Source organism: Erwinia sp. (assembly GCF_031978025.1).
GTDB lineage: Bacteria > Pseudomonadota > Gammaproteobacteria > Enterobacterales > Enterobacteriaceae > Erwinia.
Window position 1 is genome coordinate 1 of sequence record NZ_DALZCD010000098.1, and the last position, 13,853, is coordinate 13,853.

The following is a 13,853-nucleotide window of genomic DNA, read 5'->3' on the forward strand; positions in this document are numbered from 1 at the left end:
AAATATCATTTAACAATCATCCAGTCCCGGACTGGCGAGTGGTGCGTAGCCGGTGACCTGCTCCCCGTTGATGAATACAGCGCGAGGTGAGTAATGTCTTCATTAGTCACATGAGGACATCTCCATGAAAGAGCGATTTTTCGACGAACAGATCATCAGTATCCTCCGCAAGGCCAAAGCCGGGGTTTCGGCCCGGGAACGCTGCCGCAAGCATGCTATTTCAGACGCCACTTTTTACACCCGGCGGAAGAAGTTCGGCGGCATGTAAGTCCCCGAAGTGAAGCGGCTCGAGTCACCTGAAGAGGAGAACGCCCGCCTCAAGAAGCGGCTCACTGAAGCCATGCTGGATAAGGAGGCGCTTCAGGTGACTCCTGGTCAAAAGTTCTGACGACAGTCCAGAAGCGGGAAGCCGTGGAAGTCATGTGTGAGGCCGCAGGTCTGTCGCAACGTAGAGCCTGCAGGCTGGCAGGTTTGTCCCTGTCAACCTGCCGTTATTCGGCTCAGCGTCCTGCTGCTGACGCGCAGCTGTTTCTTCGCATTACAGAGCAGGTACTTGAGCGCCGCCGCTTTGGTTACCGGCGTATCTGGCAGCTACTGCACCGGGAGGGCCTTCACGGCAACCACAGGCGCGCATCTGTCATCTCAACGGCCCGAGTGAGCGCAGGCGACGCCGTAAAGGGCTGGCGACTGAGCGGCTTCCGCTTCTTCGTCCGGAGGCGCCGAACCTGACATCTACGTCGCAGAGTTGTACGTGCGGCGAACGTTGTTGGTATCAGCGTGCGCAAGCTGAGCTTCGATAGCATCAGGTGGATAGCCCATCTCGTTTAACCGTGTGCTGCCTGTGGTTCGGGTTACATGTGGGCTGTAAGTTCCACTCCAGCCGAGGCTTTTAAGTCGCTGACGCAATGAGTGTGATGTCATCGGGCCACGCGGGTTATCACGGCCCGGAAAGAGAGGGTGTCGATGCCCGGTTAATCCCTGTAGCGTTCTGAGCATGTTGACGGCCTGGGAGGAGAGGGGAATAACATGTTCCCTACGAGCTTTCATGCGCGTTGCCGGAATGGTCCAGAGTGCATTATCGAGATCGAATTCTTCCCATTCAGCTTCGGTGACTTCGGCAGGACGGGTCAGCGTCCACCACATTAGCCCTATGCAATAGTTAACCTGATATGAACCGCGACTGTTATCAAAACAGCTTAATAGCTTCCCGATTTGCTGTGGGTTCAATGCCTGTTTGTGCTGTGTCTTATTCGCCGGAAGCGCCTTGCGTACAGGCCAGACAGGATCGCTGTCAGCTCTAAGCGTTGCCACTGCCAACTCGAAAACTGATGAAATGGTACGTCGGGCTTCAGCAGCAACAGTCGGAGCACCGCGTTTAGCGGTTTCCTGAATAATTTTAAGAATGTGGTGTGGGGTGATCTCTCTGACAGGGAGCTTACCGATTGCCAAAAAAACCACCCGTTCAAGCATATCCAGGCGGCGTGTTTTGGTAATTTCGGCCCAGTTTTTTATCTGCAACCACTCTTTGGCGATCGGCTCAAAGGTGTCAGAAGCGTCATTAATTTTGCGGATATTATCTAACTGACGAGCCTGTGTCGGGCTAACGCCATCTGCGACTTGCTTGCTCGCATTTCTCACGAGCTTCGGCGAGCTTTATCGCTGGATACCCACTCAACGCAAACATGCTGGATTTACCGGTGAGTTTAAACCGATAGCGTCATGCCTTTTTGCCATTGGGTTTTACTTCGAGGTAGAGACCGTTGACATCATTAAGTCGACAGAGTTTTTCTTTCGGCCTGGCAGTGCGGCATTGCGTATCGGTGAGCATGACGGGGCCTTGTTTATTATACCGTTATCGTAGTCACTTAATATGAAGACGGAAGAAGGTTGTACTCATCCATGTACTCATTTTTGACAGCGTTGTTCCGAGATGAGTTGAGACGTTATGAAATGAAAAATCCACGCAATTGCGTGGATTTTATAGAGTTTTGTGAGCTTCATGAGATGTTCTAAAACCTCATGAGACAACAAAACTTATTTAGACGTTAAACAAGAAGTTCATCACGTCGCCATCTTTCACAATGTACTCTTTACCTTCAGAACGCATTTTCCCGGCTTCTTTCGCGCCCTGTTCACCTTTATAGGCGATGAAATCTTCATAGGCGATGGTCTGAGCGCGGATAAAGCCTTTCTCAAAGTCGGTATGGATCTTACCGGCGGCCTGCGGAGCCGTTGCGCCTACAGGAATGGTCCAGGCACGCACTTCTTTCACGCCAGCGGTGAAATAGGTTTGCAGGTTCAGTAGAGAGTAACCGGCGCGGATCACGCGGTTCAGGCCAGGCTCTTCAATACCCAGCTCGGCCATAAACTCTTCGCGATCGGCATCTTCCAGCTCGGCGATATCGGATTCAACGGCGGCGCAAACCGGCACAACGATAGAACCTTCTTTAGCCGCGATCTCACGAACCTGATCCAGATACGGGTTATTTTCAAAGCCGTCTTCGTTAACGTTAGCGATATACATGGTCGGCTTCAGGGTCAGGAAGCTCAGGTAGCGGATGGCCGCTTTATCTTCTTCGCTCAGATCCAGCGAGCGCAGCATGCCGGCATTGGACAAATGCGGTAAACATTTTTCCAGCGCGGCCTGTTCAGCTTTCGCGTCTTTATCGCCGCCTTTGGCACGCTTCTGTACGCGTTGCAGCGCGCGTTCACAGGTATCAAGGTCAGAAAGCGCCAGTTCAGTGTTGATCACTTCAATATCGTCAGCCGGGTCAACTTTGTTGTTAACGTGGATGATATTGTCGTTTTCAAAACAGCGAACCACGTGACCGATCGCTTCGGTTTCGCGGATGTTGGTCAGAAACTGGTTGCCCAGACCTTCGCCTTTCGACGCGCCTTTTACCAGGCCCGCGATATCCACAAACTCCATGGTGGTTGGCAAAATGCGCTGTGGCTTGACGATCTCCGCCAGTTTATCGAGACGGGAATCGGGCATTGGCACCACGCCGGTATTCGGCTCAATGGTACAGAACGGGAAGTTTGCCGCTTCGATGCCCGCTTTGGTTAACGCATTGAACAGTGTGGATTTCCCGACGTTAGGCAGGCCCACAATACCGCATTTGAATCCCATGTTTGAATCACCTTAATTAATTGCAGAGGAAGAAATCTTCCCCGGTAAGCTGGTTAGCACAAGTTTTTGCGCATTATACACGTAATTATCGCCTGGATGGCGGGGATTTCTACCCGCGCGAGGGAGAAGGGGGTTGAGATCCTGCTCACGTTTTCACATACTGACAATCTTTAACAACAGACGGAGAACGCCGCAGATGCACTGCTTCCTGCTTACGCCACCCTGAAATCTCCCTGCCAGGCAACGTCTGTTGCGCTTCTCGTCTTCCTGACGAGGTCAAACTGTGTCCCAAAATGGCGGCGCGGTAATCACCTGCATTTAATAAAAACGGAAATCTGTATGTTCAAACTGAGCAACCTCAGGGCTGCCGACGTCAAAAATGACGTGCTGGCGGGCGCTGTTGTCTCTGTGGCCCTTATTCCGGAAGCCACGGCCTTTTCTTTGCTGGCCGGTTTGTCACCGACAATCGGTCTGCATACCGCCTTTATCCTTGGCCTGATCACCGCGCTGTTCGGCGGCAAACCGGGGATGATCTCCGGCGCGGCAGGCTCAATCGTGGTGGTGCTGGTTAGTCTTATTCAGACTCACGGCTACGAATATGTGCTGCTGGCGACGATTTTTGCCGGGCTGATCCAGCTGGCGATTGGCCTTTTCCGCCTGGGGAAATTTATCCGCCTGGTGCCGCAGCCGGCTATCTATGGTTTTGTTAATGGTCTGGCTATCGTTATCGCGCTGGCGCAGCTTCCGATGATTAAAAATCAGGGGCCGCTTATGTATGGCCTGGTGGCGCTGGCCATGCTGATCGTCTGGCTGTTTCCTAAATTGACTAAAGTCATTCCCGGTTCTCTGGCGGCCCTGATCGCCATCAGCGCGATTGCGATAGGCTTTGGGCTGGATACCAAACGGGTAGGGGATTTAGCTGATATCTCCGGCACGCTACCCTTCTTCCATTTGCCGGAAGCGCCCCTAAGCCTGGCCACCCTGAAAATTGTGCTGCCTTATTCGGTCATTATCGCGCTGGTGGGGCTGATAGAATCGCTGTTAACGCTGGCCGTACTGGATGAAATGGGCAGTAAAAAAGGCAACGGGAATAAAGAGTGTGTGGCGCAGGGCATCGGCAACACGCTGTGCGGCTTTTTTGGCAGCTTTGCCGGCTGTGCGATGATTGGGCAATCAATCATTAACTTCACTTCCGGTGGGCGGGGGCGGATCTCAAACCTGGTGGGTGCAGTCCTGCTGATCCTGTTTGTTGTTAGCCTGTCAAAATATATCGCCCTGCTGCCGGTAGCGGCGCTGGCGGGCATTATGTTTGTGGTGTGTATCAACACCTTTGAGTGGAGTTCTTTGCGCCGCCTTAAGCGAATGCCTAAGCCCGATGCAGTGATAATGATTGCCGTCACAGTGGTCACTATCTATACCGATCTGGCGATGGCGGTCATTTTTGGCGTGATTATCTCCGCACTGGTTTTTGCCTGGCAGCATGCCCGTATCAGCATACTGGACCAGGAAGAAGGTGAAGATCGGAAAACCTATCGGCTGGAAGGCCCGCTGTTTTTCGCCTCCGTCGCCAGTTTCCAGGAGCTGTTTACGCCAGCAAAAGATCCGCAGGAAGTCGTCATTGACTTTGCGCGTACGCGGGTGATGGATTCCAGCGGCGTCGAGGCTATCGATAAACTGACCGCCCGTTATCTGGCGGAGGGCAAAAGCGTCAGGCTGCGGCATCTTAGTGAAGATTGCATCAGCCTGTTAAAACAGGCAGGGCCTTTCTGTAGTCACGAGCTGGATGCGCCTGATTATAAAGTTGCGGCCGACGGTGACTAAAGCATAAAGCTAAGGCTGGTCCTGCCGATATATATAAAATCGCCATGCTTGCCGGTAAGTTAGATGAAATCACTGGTTTTTGGCGATAAGACAAATATAATCACTGGCAGGACGTCCTGAGCTGGCTATAAAGTATGATAAATAACTATTGTTACGTTCCAATTCATTCTCTTAGCGGCGAGCTGATTGCGCTTGAGCTTACCGTTTTACCACACCAGAACGCACCACAAACCGGGGACGCCGAGAGCCGATTATTGGATCAGCTGTTAACGGTAGAACGCTATGCGGATTATTTTCAGCAACATGGACTGCTGTGCTGCCTGACCATCGATTTTCCGCTGGCCCGCGCGGTAACGGAATCGCCTTTTATTCACCAAATTCTTAACCAGCTGCCTTTCCTGCGGCTAAAGCTTTCCGAAGATTTTCCCAACCTGCACGACGGCCCTAATAACCCGCTGCTGCGGGCGCTGACCGATCAGCTGAATATCTTATGGCTGGGGGATCTGGGCGCAGGCGATGCCAACCTGAATGCGCTGCAGTCGAAGATGTTTGAAGTCGTTAAGTTGGACAGGCAGTTTTATCTCGACAATGTCAGACGCCCATTTTTTAATGTGTTGATTGCTCATATTCGTCGCTATACCAACCGTGTGCTGGTAGGCGGCGTAGAAAATGCCGGGCAGCTGGATAAGCTGTTGTCCAATAAAGTCTGGGGCGTACAGGGGTATTATGCTCAAAGCATGGAGCTGGGTGCGCTGGACGGGACCGAAGGGAGATAATAACGAGTCACTGTCGGAAATGAATAGCCATCTGACATACTTTTTCGTTTGTTCCGTAAAAGACTTTATTGTGAGCCTTTTGATCCTGGCAGGGCGTCTGGATAACAGGTACCCGCTATTTAAATGAATAAAAGCGTTATTCCTTAGTAACAAAAATTGTCTTATCTGTAATTGAATGCTTTCCACAGGGAAGTGAGGACAACTCATGTTAATTAATTATGTCATGGGAATTGATCTTGGCACCACTAACAGCGCAGTTTGCCTCTGGAAAGAGGGTGAGGCTGTTTTAATTCCCAATCAATGGGGCGAGGTATTAACCCCCTCCGTTGTCGGCCTGGATGAGCAGGCTAATCTTATTATTGGCCGTACAGCGCGCGATCGGCTGCAAACGCATCCTGGGCTAACGCAGGCGAGTTTTAAGCGTTATATGGGCACTGAGGTCCTGCTTACGCTTGGCTCAAGACAATTTCGTGCTGAAGAGTTGTCGGCATTATTGTTACGCCAGCTTAAAGAGGATGCGGAAAACTGGCTTGGACAAAAATTGACGCGCGCCGTTATTACCGTGCCAGCCTATTTCAATGATGTACAGCGTCGGGCAGTTAAAAATGCAGCCAGACTGGCTGGCCTGGACGTTATGCGCCTGCTTAATGAACCCACCGCCGCCTCGCTCGCTTTTGGCCTGCTGGAAAATCGTGAGCAGAAATACCTCACCTTCGATCTTGGCGGCGGAACATTTGACGTCTCCGTTATTGATATGTTTGAGGGGGTGGTGGAGGTCCGCGCCAGCAGCGGCGATATCCGGCTTGGCGGCGATGATTTTTCACAGGCGATTGTACAGTGGATGCTAAGCCAGCATCCCGAACTGAAAACTTCGCCGCCAGGACTGGCAGCCGAGCTGCTGGCAAAAGCGGAAACCATGAAGCAAACGCTGAGTCACGCTGCTGAGGCGGAAGCTTCGCTGGAATGGCAAGGTCGACGGTGGAACTGGACGTTGACGGAGGGGCAACTGGCGGCCTGTTGCCAACCGCTGCTGATGCGTTTGCAGCATCCGATACAGCAGGCTTTACACGATGCACGTTTTTCCCTTCAGGATCTTGACCACATATTGCTGGTGGGCGGCGCAACGCGTATGCCGCTTGTCCGGCAAACTGTTGCACGACTTTTTGGGCGTTTCCCACGCCACGATCTCCATCCTGACGAAGCCGTTGCGCTCGGCGCGGGCATACAGGCCGGAATGGTCATGGCCGATGCGGCTGTCGAAGACATTATTCTTACCGACGTGATGCCTTTTTCTTTGGGTATCGAGGTAATTAAACGCCACGGCAATCAGATTGAGCCCGGCTTTTTCCTGCCGCTTATTGAGCGCAATACCTTTTTACCGGTAAGCAAAAGCCAGACGGTGAACACGGTTAGCGATAATCAGCCGTCTATCCTGCTGAAGATATATCAGGGAGAAGGGCGCAGAGTACAGGATAACGTCTTTCTGGGCGAAATGAGTATTAATGTGCCGCCCCGACCGGCAGGTGAATTAACCGTTGATGTGCGTTTTACCTATACGCTGGATGGCCTGCTTGAAGTGGAATGCCGCTATGACGGTAGCCCGATGACAGCCCGGATGGTAATAGAAAAAGTGCCGGGGCAGATGAGCGAAGAGCAAATCACCGCCAGCTTACAGATGCTTGCCGGCATCAAACAGCCTCCCCGCGAACGCTATGAAAATCGCGAACTGCTCGCCCGCTGCGCACGCTTATATGAACGCTTACTTGGCGATGAGCGTGCATGGATAGATCGACTGACTACCGAGTTTGAACAGGCGCTGGAAAGTCAGGATCCTCGCCGTATTGCCTCATCGAAAGAAAATGCCGAACGCTTTCTGCAGCAGTATGCAGAGGATGCGCTGTAATGGGCATCTGGCAGACGCTTGAGTTATCACCCACGAGTGATGAAGGTGAGATTCGCCGCGCATATGCCCGCCAGTTAAAAAAGCATCGTCCGGATAGCGATCCTGAGGGTTACCAACGCCTGCGGGAAGCGTTTGATGAGGCAAAGCAGTGGGCGCGGGCTGACATCGTTAATGATGAGTACATCAGTGCTGACGTTTCACCGCTGGTGCGGCAGAAGAGCGAACCTGAACCTCTTTTACAGGCGCGTGAAGTCGCCAACAGCTTTACCGTTGAAGAAACAGGCTCCCTTCCTGAAGCCGGTTTACTCTACAGCGAAGAGGCGCTGCATAAACTGGCGTACCAGCTGGTAAACACAGAAATGACAGGCATTATTATGATGAATCTCCTGTCACAGAAAGTGTTCAAAGCGGGGAGCCTGCAGCAGCAGCAACTTTTCCATCAACATCTTGCGGCCGCGTTGGCAGAGACGCCGGGTTTGACCGAGGGTTTACTCGACCGCATCAGCGGCCTGCTGGGATGGGGAATGGACGAGTACGATTACAGCCATATTATTCCCTCTCCCATTCAGCAGGCGCTGCAGGAACAACTGCGCGAAACGCAAATCAACCGGGCATGGAAAGAGATGGAGGCAGAAGAGAAGCACGGTATGCTGCTTAACAGGGCAGCGATTCGTCTGCTTAAGAGCAAGGGCGAAAAGGTGCCCTTCTGGATACGTCTGATACCCGGTTTGCTTACCCTTCTGGCGCGCCATGCAAACTCGCTGATGCACTATTATCCGGAAATTGTTCCCCGGCTGAATCAGCCGATGCTGCATTTTCTGAGGCAACCTCGTGCCACGCTCAGCTGGCAGGGGATTTTTTTGCTGGTATTCTGGGCGTTAGTCTTTAATGCGGTTATCCCTCTTTCGGGGATCAATGCGACCGTCAGCACTATCGCTGTTGCGACAGTGATGTTTTATCTTTATATCAATGACGCCGTAATGCTGGGTCTTCACAGCAGGCCGAAATGGGCAAAATGGTTTCTCTTTACCGAATTTATTTTCTCGCTGATGGCGATCCAGTTATTTTTTGGCGGGCTGTTCTTTGCCGCCATTGTGGGCATACCGCCTTCAGGACCCGGCGCAGTCGTGCTGGTTGCACTGCTTGCGATACTGATACTGTCTATAATTTTTTGGGCGGCATGGCCACAAAACACCCCTTTTATACGCTGCCCGGGCAAGGTGATGAGCCGAATCTTTGCCAGTCCCTGGGCGCTAATAGAATGGATGGATTTCTCATGGTTTTCGGCTGTCTGGGTGCTACTTTGCCTGGCCGTCTTCGTGCTGACTGGCGTAGAACTGCTTAAGCTCTTTGCTTAACAAGGTGAGAGGGTATGCAGCTGGTTGAGCGAGCTTACCTCCTCAGCCAGCCGCCAGCACCTTAACCCTTAAAACTGTGCAGCCGGTTCATCGCTTTCAGCCTGTCTTCCTTCAGCCAGACCTCGGTACAGCGCGCCGCTTCGTCAATAGCGTTGTCGATCAGCGTCTGCTCTGCCGCCTGTGGCTTGCCTAACACAAATCCCACGACCTTGTTGCGATCGCCCGGATGACCGATGCCAATGCGCAGACGGTGGAAGTTCAGGTTGTTACCCAGCTTGCTGATAATATCTTTAAGGCCGTTATGGCCACCGTGGCCGCCGCCCTGTTTAAATTTTGCCACGCCCGGCGGCAAATCCAGCTCGTCGTGCGCCACCAGGATCTCTTCCGGGGCGATACGGTAGAAAGTTGCCATGGCCGCTACGGCTTTACCGCTCAGGTTCATAAAGGTTGTCGGCACCAGCAGCCTGACATCTTCGCCGCCAATATTCAGCCGGGCGGTGTAGCCGTAAAATTTGCTCTCTTCTTTTAACGGCTGATTATGTCGTTGAGCCAGTAAATCCACATACCAGGCGCCTGCGTTATGGCGCGTGGCGGCATATTCCGCGCCGGGATTGGCAAGGCCGACAATCAGTTTAATGCTGCTCACTTATCTGTTTTCCTAAAAAGGCTGCATCAGGGAAGGGCGCTAGTGTACTAAGAGCGACGGCAGAACTCAAAAGTGCGCGCTGAATCACAATAGTTGAACAAGGTGATAATACTATTTCTATAGAAAAATCAGGGAAGTGTACGTAAAGATATGTCAAACTTTTAGCAGTACTTGTGATCTGCCCCGCAACGAATCGCTCAGCCATTGCATAAACTTATGGTACTAACCACACAGGAATGCACTGGCTTCTGGAGGCGACAAATGAAACGCAGACACGCTAATTTAACCGGTAATGCCCTGATGGTCATCGGTATGGCGGTCATGGTAACCGGCATTGGCTATGCCGTCCTGAATCAACTGCCGCAACTGCAGCTGCCCTCGCTGCTGGTCAACGGCGCTATTTTTGCCATCTTTATTGGCGCACTGATGTGGCTGGTGGGCGCGCGCATCAGCGGCCGCGAAAAAATAACCGATCACTATTATTGGGTGCGTCATTACGGTGACAAGCGCTGTCGTCGCGCATCCGGCCATGGCCACCACTGACGGCGGGCGGCAAAAACAAAAAAAGCGGGACAGAAAATCTGTCCCGCTTTTTATTGAGTAACTGCTGCCTGCGCAGCGGTCACCCTGCAGATCAATTAGTGCTCAAACATCGCAGAGATAGACTCTTCGTTACTGATGCGGCGAATCGCTTCAGCCAACATGCCGGAGAGCGTTAACGTCCGCACGTTCGGCAGGGCCTTGATCTCTTCCGGCAGCGGAATGGTGTCGCAAACCACCACTTCGTCAATCACGGAATGACGCAGGTTTTCCACGGCGTTGCCGGAGAAAATAGGGTGAGTGGCATAAGCGAATACACGCTTCGCACCACGCTCCTTCAGGGCCTCAGCGGCTTTACACAGCGTGCCGCCGGTATCAATCATGTCATCAACCAGCACGCAATCACGGCCCGCCACGTCACCGATGATGTGCATCACCTGTGAAACGTTAGCGCGTGGACGACGTTTGTCGATGATAGCCATATCGGTATCGTTCAGCAGTTTGGCGATAGCGCGGGCGCGCACCACGCCGCCGATGTCCGGGGAGACGACGATAGGGTTTTCCAGACCGATTTGCAGCATATCTTCCAGCAGGATTGGGCTGCCGAAAACGTTATCAACCGGGACATCAAAGAAGCCCTGAATCTGTTCAGCATGCAGATCCACAGTCAGAACGCGGTCAACACCAACGCTGGAAAGGAAATCCGCAACGACTTTGGCCGTAATAGGGACACGAGCGGAACGCACGCGGCGGTCCTGGCGGGCATAGCCAAAGTAGGGAATAACAGCAGTAATACGACCAGCGGAAGCGCGGCGCAGGGCATCCACCATTACAACCAGTTCCATCAGGTTATCGTTGGTAGGGGCACAGGTGGACTGGATGATGAAAATATCACCACCGCGTACATTTTCATTGATTTGTACGCTCACTTCACCATCACTGAAACGACCGACGGCGGCGTCGCCCAGGCTAGTGTAAAGGCGGTTGGCAATACGTTGTGCTAGTTCCGGGGTGGCGTTACCAGCAAAAAGCTTCATATCAGGCACGAGAAGAACCTCAGGCTTTGCGTCCAGAGAATGAACATCTGCGTCAGCGGCACTGGGCGGTATACCGCTGACGGGTCCATACGGGTGTAATCGAGCGCCGCGCCGCTTCAGGAACAGGGTGAAGCGGTCGCAACAGCTCTTATTGCTCGGAAAGGTAGCGGTGCAGCGGCGAAACGTTAACGCCTCGCGCAACAAAGCCCTGCCACTTTTTCAAAGCAAGCTCAGCCACCTGACGAGCAGCGGGCTCGGTGTCAAATTCAGCGAACACGCAAGCGCCGGTTCCGGTCAGGCGCGACGGCGCGTATTCTAGCAGCCAGGAAACGAGCTGTTCAACCTCGCGAAAACGTTTTCTTACTACTGGCTCACAATCATTACGGTAAATATCCGTTAATAACTGGCTGATTTCCCTTACTGGCGTGTCGCGGATCAGCGCCGGATCGTTAAACACGACCGGCGTGGAGACGTGCACGCCAGGGTGGATCACCAGATACCATTTTTCTGCCGGGTCGACCGGCGTCAGCGTTTCGCCAACGCCCTGAGCAAAGGCGGCAAAGCCGTGAACAAAGACCGGCACGTCAGCGCCAAGCTGCAGGCCCAGCGCGGCCAGCTGCTCAAAGCTGAAGCCGGTTTGCCAGTAATGATTAAGGGCTACCAGCACGGTCGCAGCATCCGAAGACCCGCCACCAAGCCCGCCGCCCATCGGCAGCCGTTTTTCGATAGCGATCGACGCGCCTGCCTGTTCCGGCAGGACGCCCTGTTGCCTGGCGCTGTCCTGCAATAACCTGGCGGCGCGGACGATCAAGTTTTCCTCGTCCGGCACGCCGTCAACCGGGGTCAGCAGGGTAATCTTACCGCTACTGTCCGGCTGAATGCTTAATGTATCGCCATAATCCAGAAACTGAAACAGCGTTTGCAGTTCATGGTAGCCGTCAGGACGACGGCCGGTAATATAGAGGAATAAATTAAGTTTAGCGGGCGCGGGCCACTTAGCGATCGCTGACTCAGCTACTGCCGTCATTTTACCGTCCAGCCGTCCATTTTCAGCTTGATGCGCTGATCGCCTTCGTGCAGCTCCATGTTAACCGGCAGAGCAGGCTGCTGCTTGTTGTCATAAGCCTGATACGTCACCGTCCACTGCTGGCCGTCACGGCTGTAGTTGACTTCGCGCAGGCGGTACTGGTCATCCAGCTTGTAGTCGGTCGACTCGCCCGGCAGTCCCATCATCCACTGGCGCAGACTGTTAAGCGGAATATCCATGCCGGTGAGCTGTGAAATCATCTTCTCGGCATCGTTGCTGGTATAGCGCTTGCCTTTGTTATCGACCAGCTGCACCACGTCGCCCTGTGCATCCAGCTGGAGTTCGGTGCTGCCCAGCGGGTTGGTCAGCAACAGACGATAGCGATCCGGCGCGGTTTGCTGCCAGTTAAAACGTGCGTAAACTTTTTGCTTATCGGACAGGTAGGCAAAAGCGCCACGTGTCTGGTACTGGGTAATTTTTTCGACAGCCTGTTGATGCTGCTGCCACTGTGGCGAGGTGACGCTTTGTCCGGGCCCCTGGGGTTTATTAACGCTACAGGCAGCCAGCAGCACGCTGGCAAGCGGAAGAAGCCGCAACAGGCGGCGATTCGACATAAACATGGGGGACTCCTCAGATTCCGTTCAGGCGCTTACGCGCAAAGTAACCGTTCAAACTATCGACTGCCAGCAGGCGCGTCAATACTCAATTTGTCCTGTTTCGTGCTGAATAGCCATATCAATCGCAGCGAACGGCGAATGTGGCTTTTCTTGATCTCGCTCATCTTGTAGAATGCGCCTCACAAAACCCTATCAACAGTGGGATCTCCCAGACCTGACTCATGACGTTGCTGGCACTCGGAATAAATCATAAAACGGCTCCTGTGGCTCTGCGTGAACGCGTAACGTTCTCGCCGGATACGCTGGATCAGGCTCTCGACAGCCTGCTTGCTCAGCCGCTGGTACAGGGCGGCGTTGTGCTGTCTACCTGTAACAGGACCGAGTTATACCTTAGCGTTGAACAACAGGAAAATCTGCAGGAACAGCTGGTGAAATGGCTGTGCGACTATCATCAGCTCAGCGCCGATGAAGTGCGCAAAAGCCTCTACTGGCACCATGATAATGACGCTGTCAGCCATCTGATGCGCGTCGCCAGCGGGCTGGACTCGCTGGTGCTCGGCGAGCCGCAGATCCTGGGGCAGGTGAAAAAAGCCTACGCCGATTCGCATCGTGGTCACACTATCTCCAGCGAGCTGGAGAGAATGTTCCAGAAATCCTTCTCTGTCGCCAAGCGTGTGCGCACGGAAACCGAGATCGGCGCCAGCGCCGTTTCCGTTGCCTTTGCTGCCTGTACGCTGGCGCGGCAGATCTTTGAGTCGCTGTCGACCGTCAACGTGCTGCTGGTCGGCGCGGGGGAAACCATTGAGCTGGCGGCACGGCATCTGCGTGAGCATAAAGTACAGAAGCTGATCATCGCCAACCGCACCCGCGAACGTGCGCAGAAGCTGGCCGACGAGGTTGATGCGGAAGTCATTGGTTTAGCGGAGATCGATTCGCGTCTGGCAGAAGCCGACAATATCATCAGTTCCACCGCCAGCCCGCTGCCGATTATCGGTAAA

At 53.5% G+C, this 13,853-nt stretch carries 11 protein-coding genes and 2 pseudogenes; 7 read left to right on the plus strand and 6 right to left on the minus strand.

The annotated features are described in order from the left end of the window. Positions 1 to 124 precede the first annotated feature (124 nt). Positions 125 to 731, plus strand: a pseudogene (locus RTK32_RS09840) (transposase); the annotation flags it as partial. A gap of 4 nt (positions 732 to 735) precedes the next feature. On the opposite strand, the pseudogene RTK32_RS09845 reads toward RTK32_RS09840, so the two are convergent. Both RTK32_RS09845 and ychF read right to left on the minus strand, forming a co-directional pair. After that, positions 736 to 1,828 (minus strand): annotated as a pseudogene (locus tag RTK32_RS09845) (tyrosine-type recombinase/integrase); the annotation flags it as partial. A 210-nt stretch (positions 1,829 to 2,038) separates the two neighbouring features. Continuing rightward, positions 2,039 to 3,130 carry a redox-regulated ATPase YchF gene (gene ychF / locus RTK32_RS09850; RefSeq protein WP_312043474.1) on the minus strand — a complete coding sequence of 364 codons (1,092 nt, stop codon included), beginning with the start codon at positions 3,128 to 3,130 and terminating at the stop codon, positions 2,039 to 2,041. A 339-nt stretch (positions 3,131 to 3,469) separates the two neighbouring features. Here ychF and RTK32_RS09855 point away from each other — a divergent pair, with 339 nt between their 5' ends. The 4 genes from RTK32_RS09855 to RTK32_RS09870 all read left to right on the plus strand — a co-directional run bounded on the left by RTK32_RS09855 (position 3,470) and on the right by RTK32_RS09870 (position 8,988). Further along, entirely contained in the window at positions 3,470 to 4,951 is a 1,482-nt protein-coding gene (locus tag RTK32_RS09855) for a SulP family inorganic anion transporter (protein ID WP_312043476.1), read from the plus strand. 134 nt (positions 4,952 to 5,085) lie between these two features. Continuing rightward, complete coding sequence (locus RTK32_RS09860) at positions 5,086 to 5,727, plus strand: EAL domain-containing protein (RefSeq protein WP_312043478.1); 642 nt, start codon at positions 5,086 to 5,088, stop codon at positions 5,725 to 5,727. Between the two features lie 205 nt (positions 5,728 to 5,932). Continuing rightward, positions 5,933 to 7,630: a molecular chaperone HscC gene (locus RTK32_RS09865; RefSeq protein ID WP_312043480.1), complete on the plus strand. Its 1,698-nt coding sequence runs from the start codon at positions 5,933 to 5,935 to the stop codon at positions 7,628 to 7,630. Next, positions 7,630 to 8,988 carry a J domain-containing protein gene (locus RTK32_RS09870; RefSeq protein WP_312043481.1) on the plus strand — a complete coding sequence of 453 codons (1,359 nt, stop codon included), beginning with the start codon at positions 7,630 to 7,632 and terminating at the stop codon, positions 8,986 to 8,988. The genes RTK32_RS09865 and RTK32_RS09870 overlap by 1 nt, the downstream gene beginning before the upstream one ends. Positions 8,989 to 9,049: 61 nt before the next feature. On the opposite strand, the gene pth is transcribed toward RTK32_RS09870, so the two are convergent. Then, positions 9,050 to 9,634 carry an aminoacyl-tRNA hydrolase gene (gene pth / locus RTK32_RS09875; RefSeq protein ID WP_312043483.1) on the minus strand — a complete coding sequence of 195 codons (585 nt, stop codon included), beginning with the start codon at positions 9,632 to 9,634 and terminating at the stop codon, positions 9,050 to 9,052. A gap of 261 nt (positions 9,635 to 9,895) precedes the next feature. Here pth and ychH point away from each other — a divergent pair, with 261 nt between their 5' ends. Next, entirely contained in the window at positions 9,896 to 10,177 is a 282-nt protein-coding gene (gene ychH / locus RTK32_RS09880) for a stress-induced protein YchH (RefSeq protein ID WP_312043485.1), read from the plus strand. Positions 10,178 to 10,272: 95 nt separating this feature from the next. Here the strand turns inward: ychH and prs are convergent, their stop codons facing one another. The 3 genes from prs to lolB all read right to left on the minus strand — a co-directional run bounded on the left by prs (position 10,273) and on the right by lolB (position 12,858). Then, positions 10,273 to 11,220: a ribose-phosphate diphosphokinase gene (gene prs, locus RTK32_RS09885; RefSeq protein WP_124232585.1), complete on the minus strand. Its 948-nt coding sequence runs from the start codon at positions 11,218 to 11,220 to the stop codon at positions 10,273 to 10,275. A 139-nt stretch (positions 11,221 to 11,359) separates the two neighbouring features. Further along, positions 11,360 to 12,238 carry a 4-(cytidine 5'-diphospho)-2-C-methyl-D-erythritol kinase gene (gene ispE / locus RTK32_RS09890; RefSeq protein ID WP_312043488.1) on the minus strand — a complete coding sequence of 293 codons (879 nt, stop codon included), beginning with the start codon at positions 12,236 to 12,238 and terminating at the stop codon, positions 11,360 to 11,362. After that, positions 12,235 to 12,858 carry a lipoprotein insertase outer membrane protein LolB gene (gene lolB, locus RTK32_RS09895; protein WP_312043490.1) on the minus strand — a complete coding sequence of 208 codons (624 nt, stop codon included), beginning with the start codon at positions 12,856 to 12,858 and terminating at the stop codon, positions 12,235 to 12,237. The genes ispE and lolB overlap by 4 nt, the downstream gene beginning before the upstream one ends. A gap of 218 nt (positions 12,859 to 13,076) precedes the next feature. Between lolB and hemA the strand changes: the two genes are divergently transcribed. Next, on the plus strand, positions 13,077 to 13,853 hold a 777-nt coding region (gene hemA, locus RTK32_RS09900), incomplete at its 3' end, for a glutamyl-tRNA reductase (protein ID WP_312043492.1).

Coding starts and splice junctions, on each gene's coding strand:
- ychF (WP_312043474.1), bottom strand. CDS start 3,130: ATGGGATTCAAATGCGGTATTGTGGGCCTGCCTAACGTCGGGAAATCC.
- RTK32_RS09870 (WP_312043481.1), top strand. CDS start 7,630: ATGGGCATCTGGCAGACGCTTGAGTTATCACCCACGAGTGATGAAGGT.
- RTK32_RS09860 (WP_312043478.1), top strand. CDS start 5,086: ATGATAAATAACTATTGTTACGTTCCAATTCATTCTCTTAGCGGCGAG.
- lolB (WP_312043490.1), bottom strand. CDS start 12,858: ATGTTTATGTCGAATCGCCGCCTGTTGCGGCTTCTTCCGCTTGCCAGC.
- RTK32_RS09865 (WP_312043480.1), top strand. CDS start 5,933: ATGTTAATTAATTATGTCATGGGAATTGATCTTGGCACCACTAACAGC.
- ychH (WP_312043485.1), top strand. CDS start 9,896: ATGAAACGCAGACACGCTAATTTAACCGGTAATGCCCTGATGGTCATC.
- RTK32_RS09855 (WP_312043476.1), top strand. CDS start 3,470: ATGTTCAAACTGAGCAACCTCAGGGCTGCCGACGTCAAAAATGACGTG.
- ispE (WP_312043488.1), bottom strand. CDS start 12,238: ATGACGGCAGTAGCTGAGTCAGCGATCGCTAAGTGGCCCGCGCCCGCT.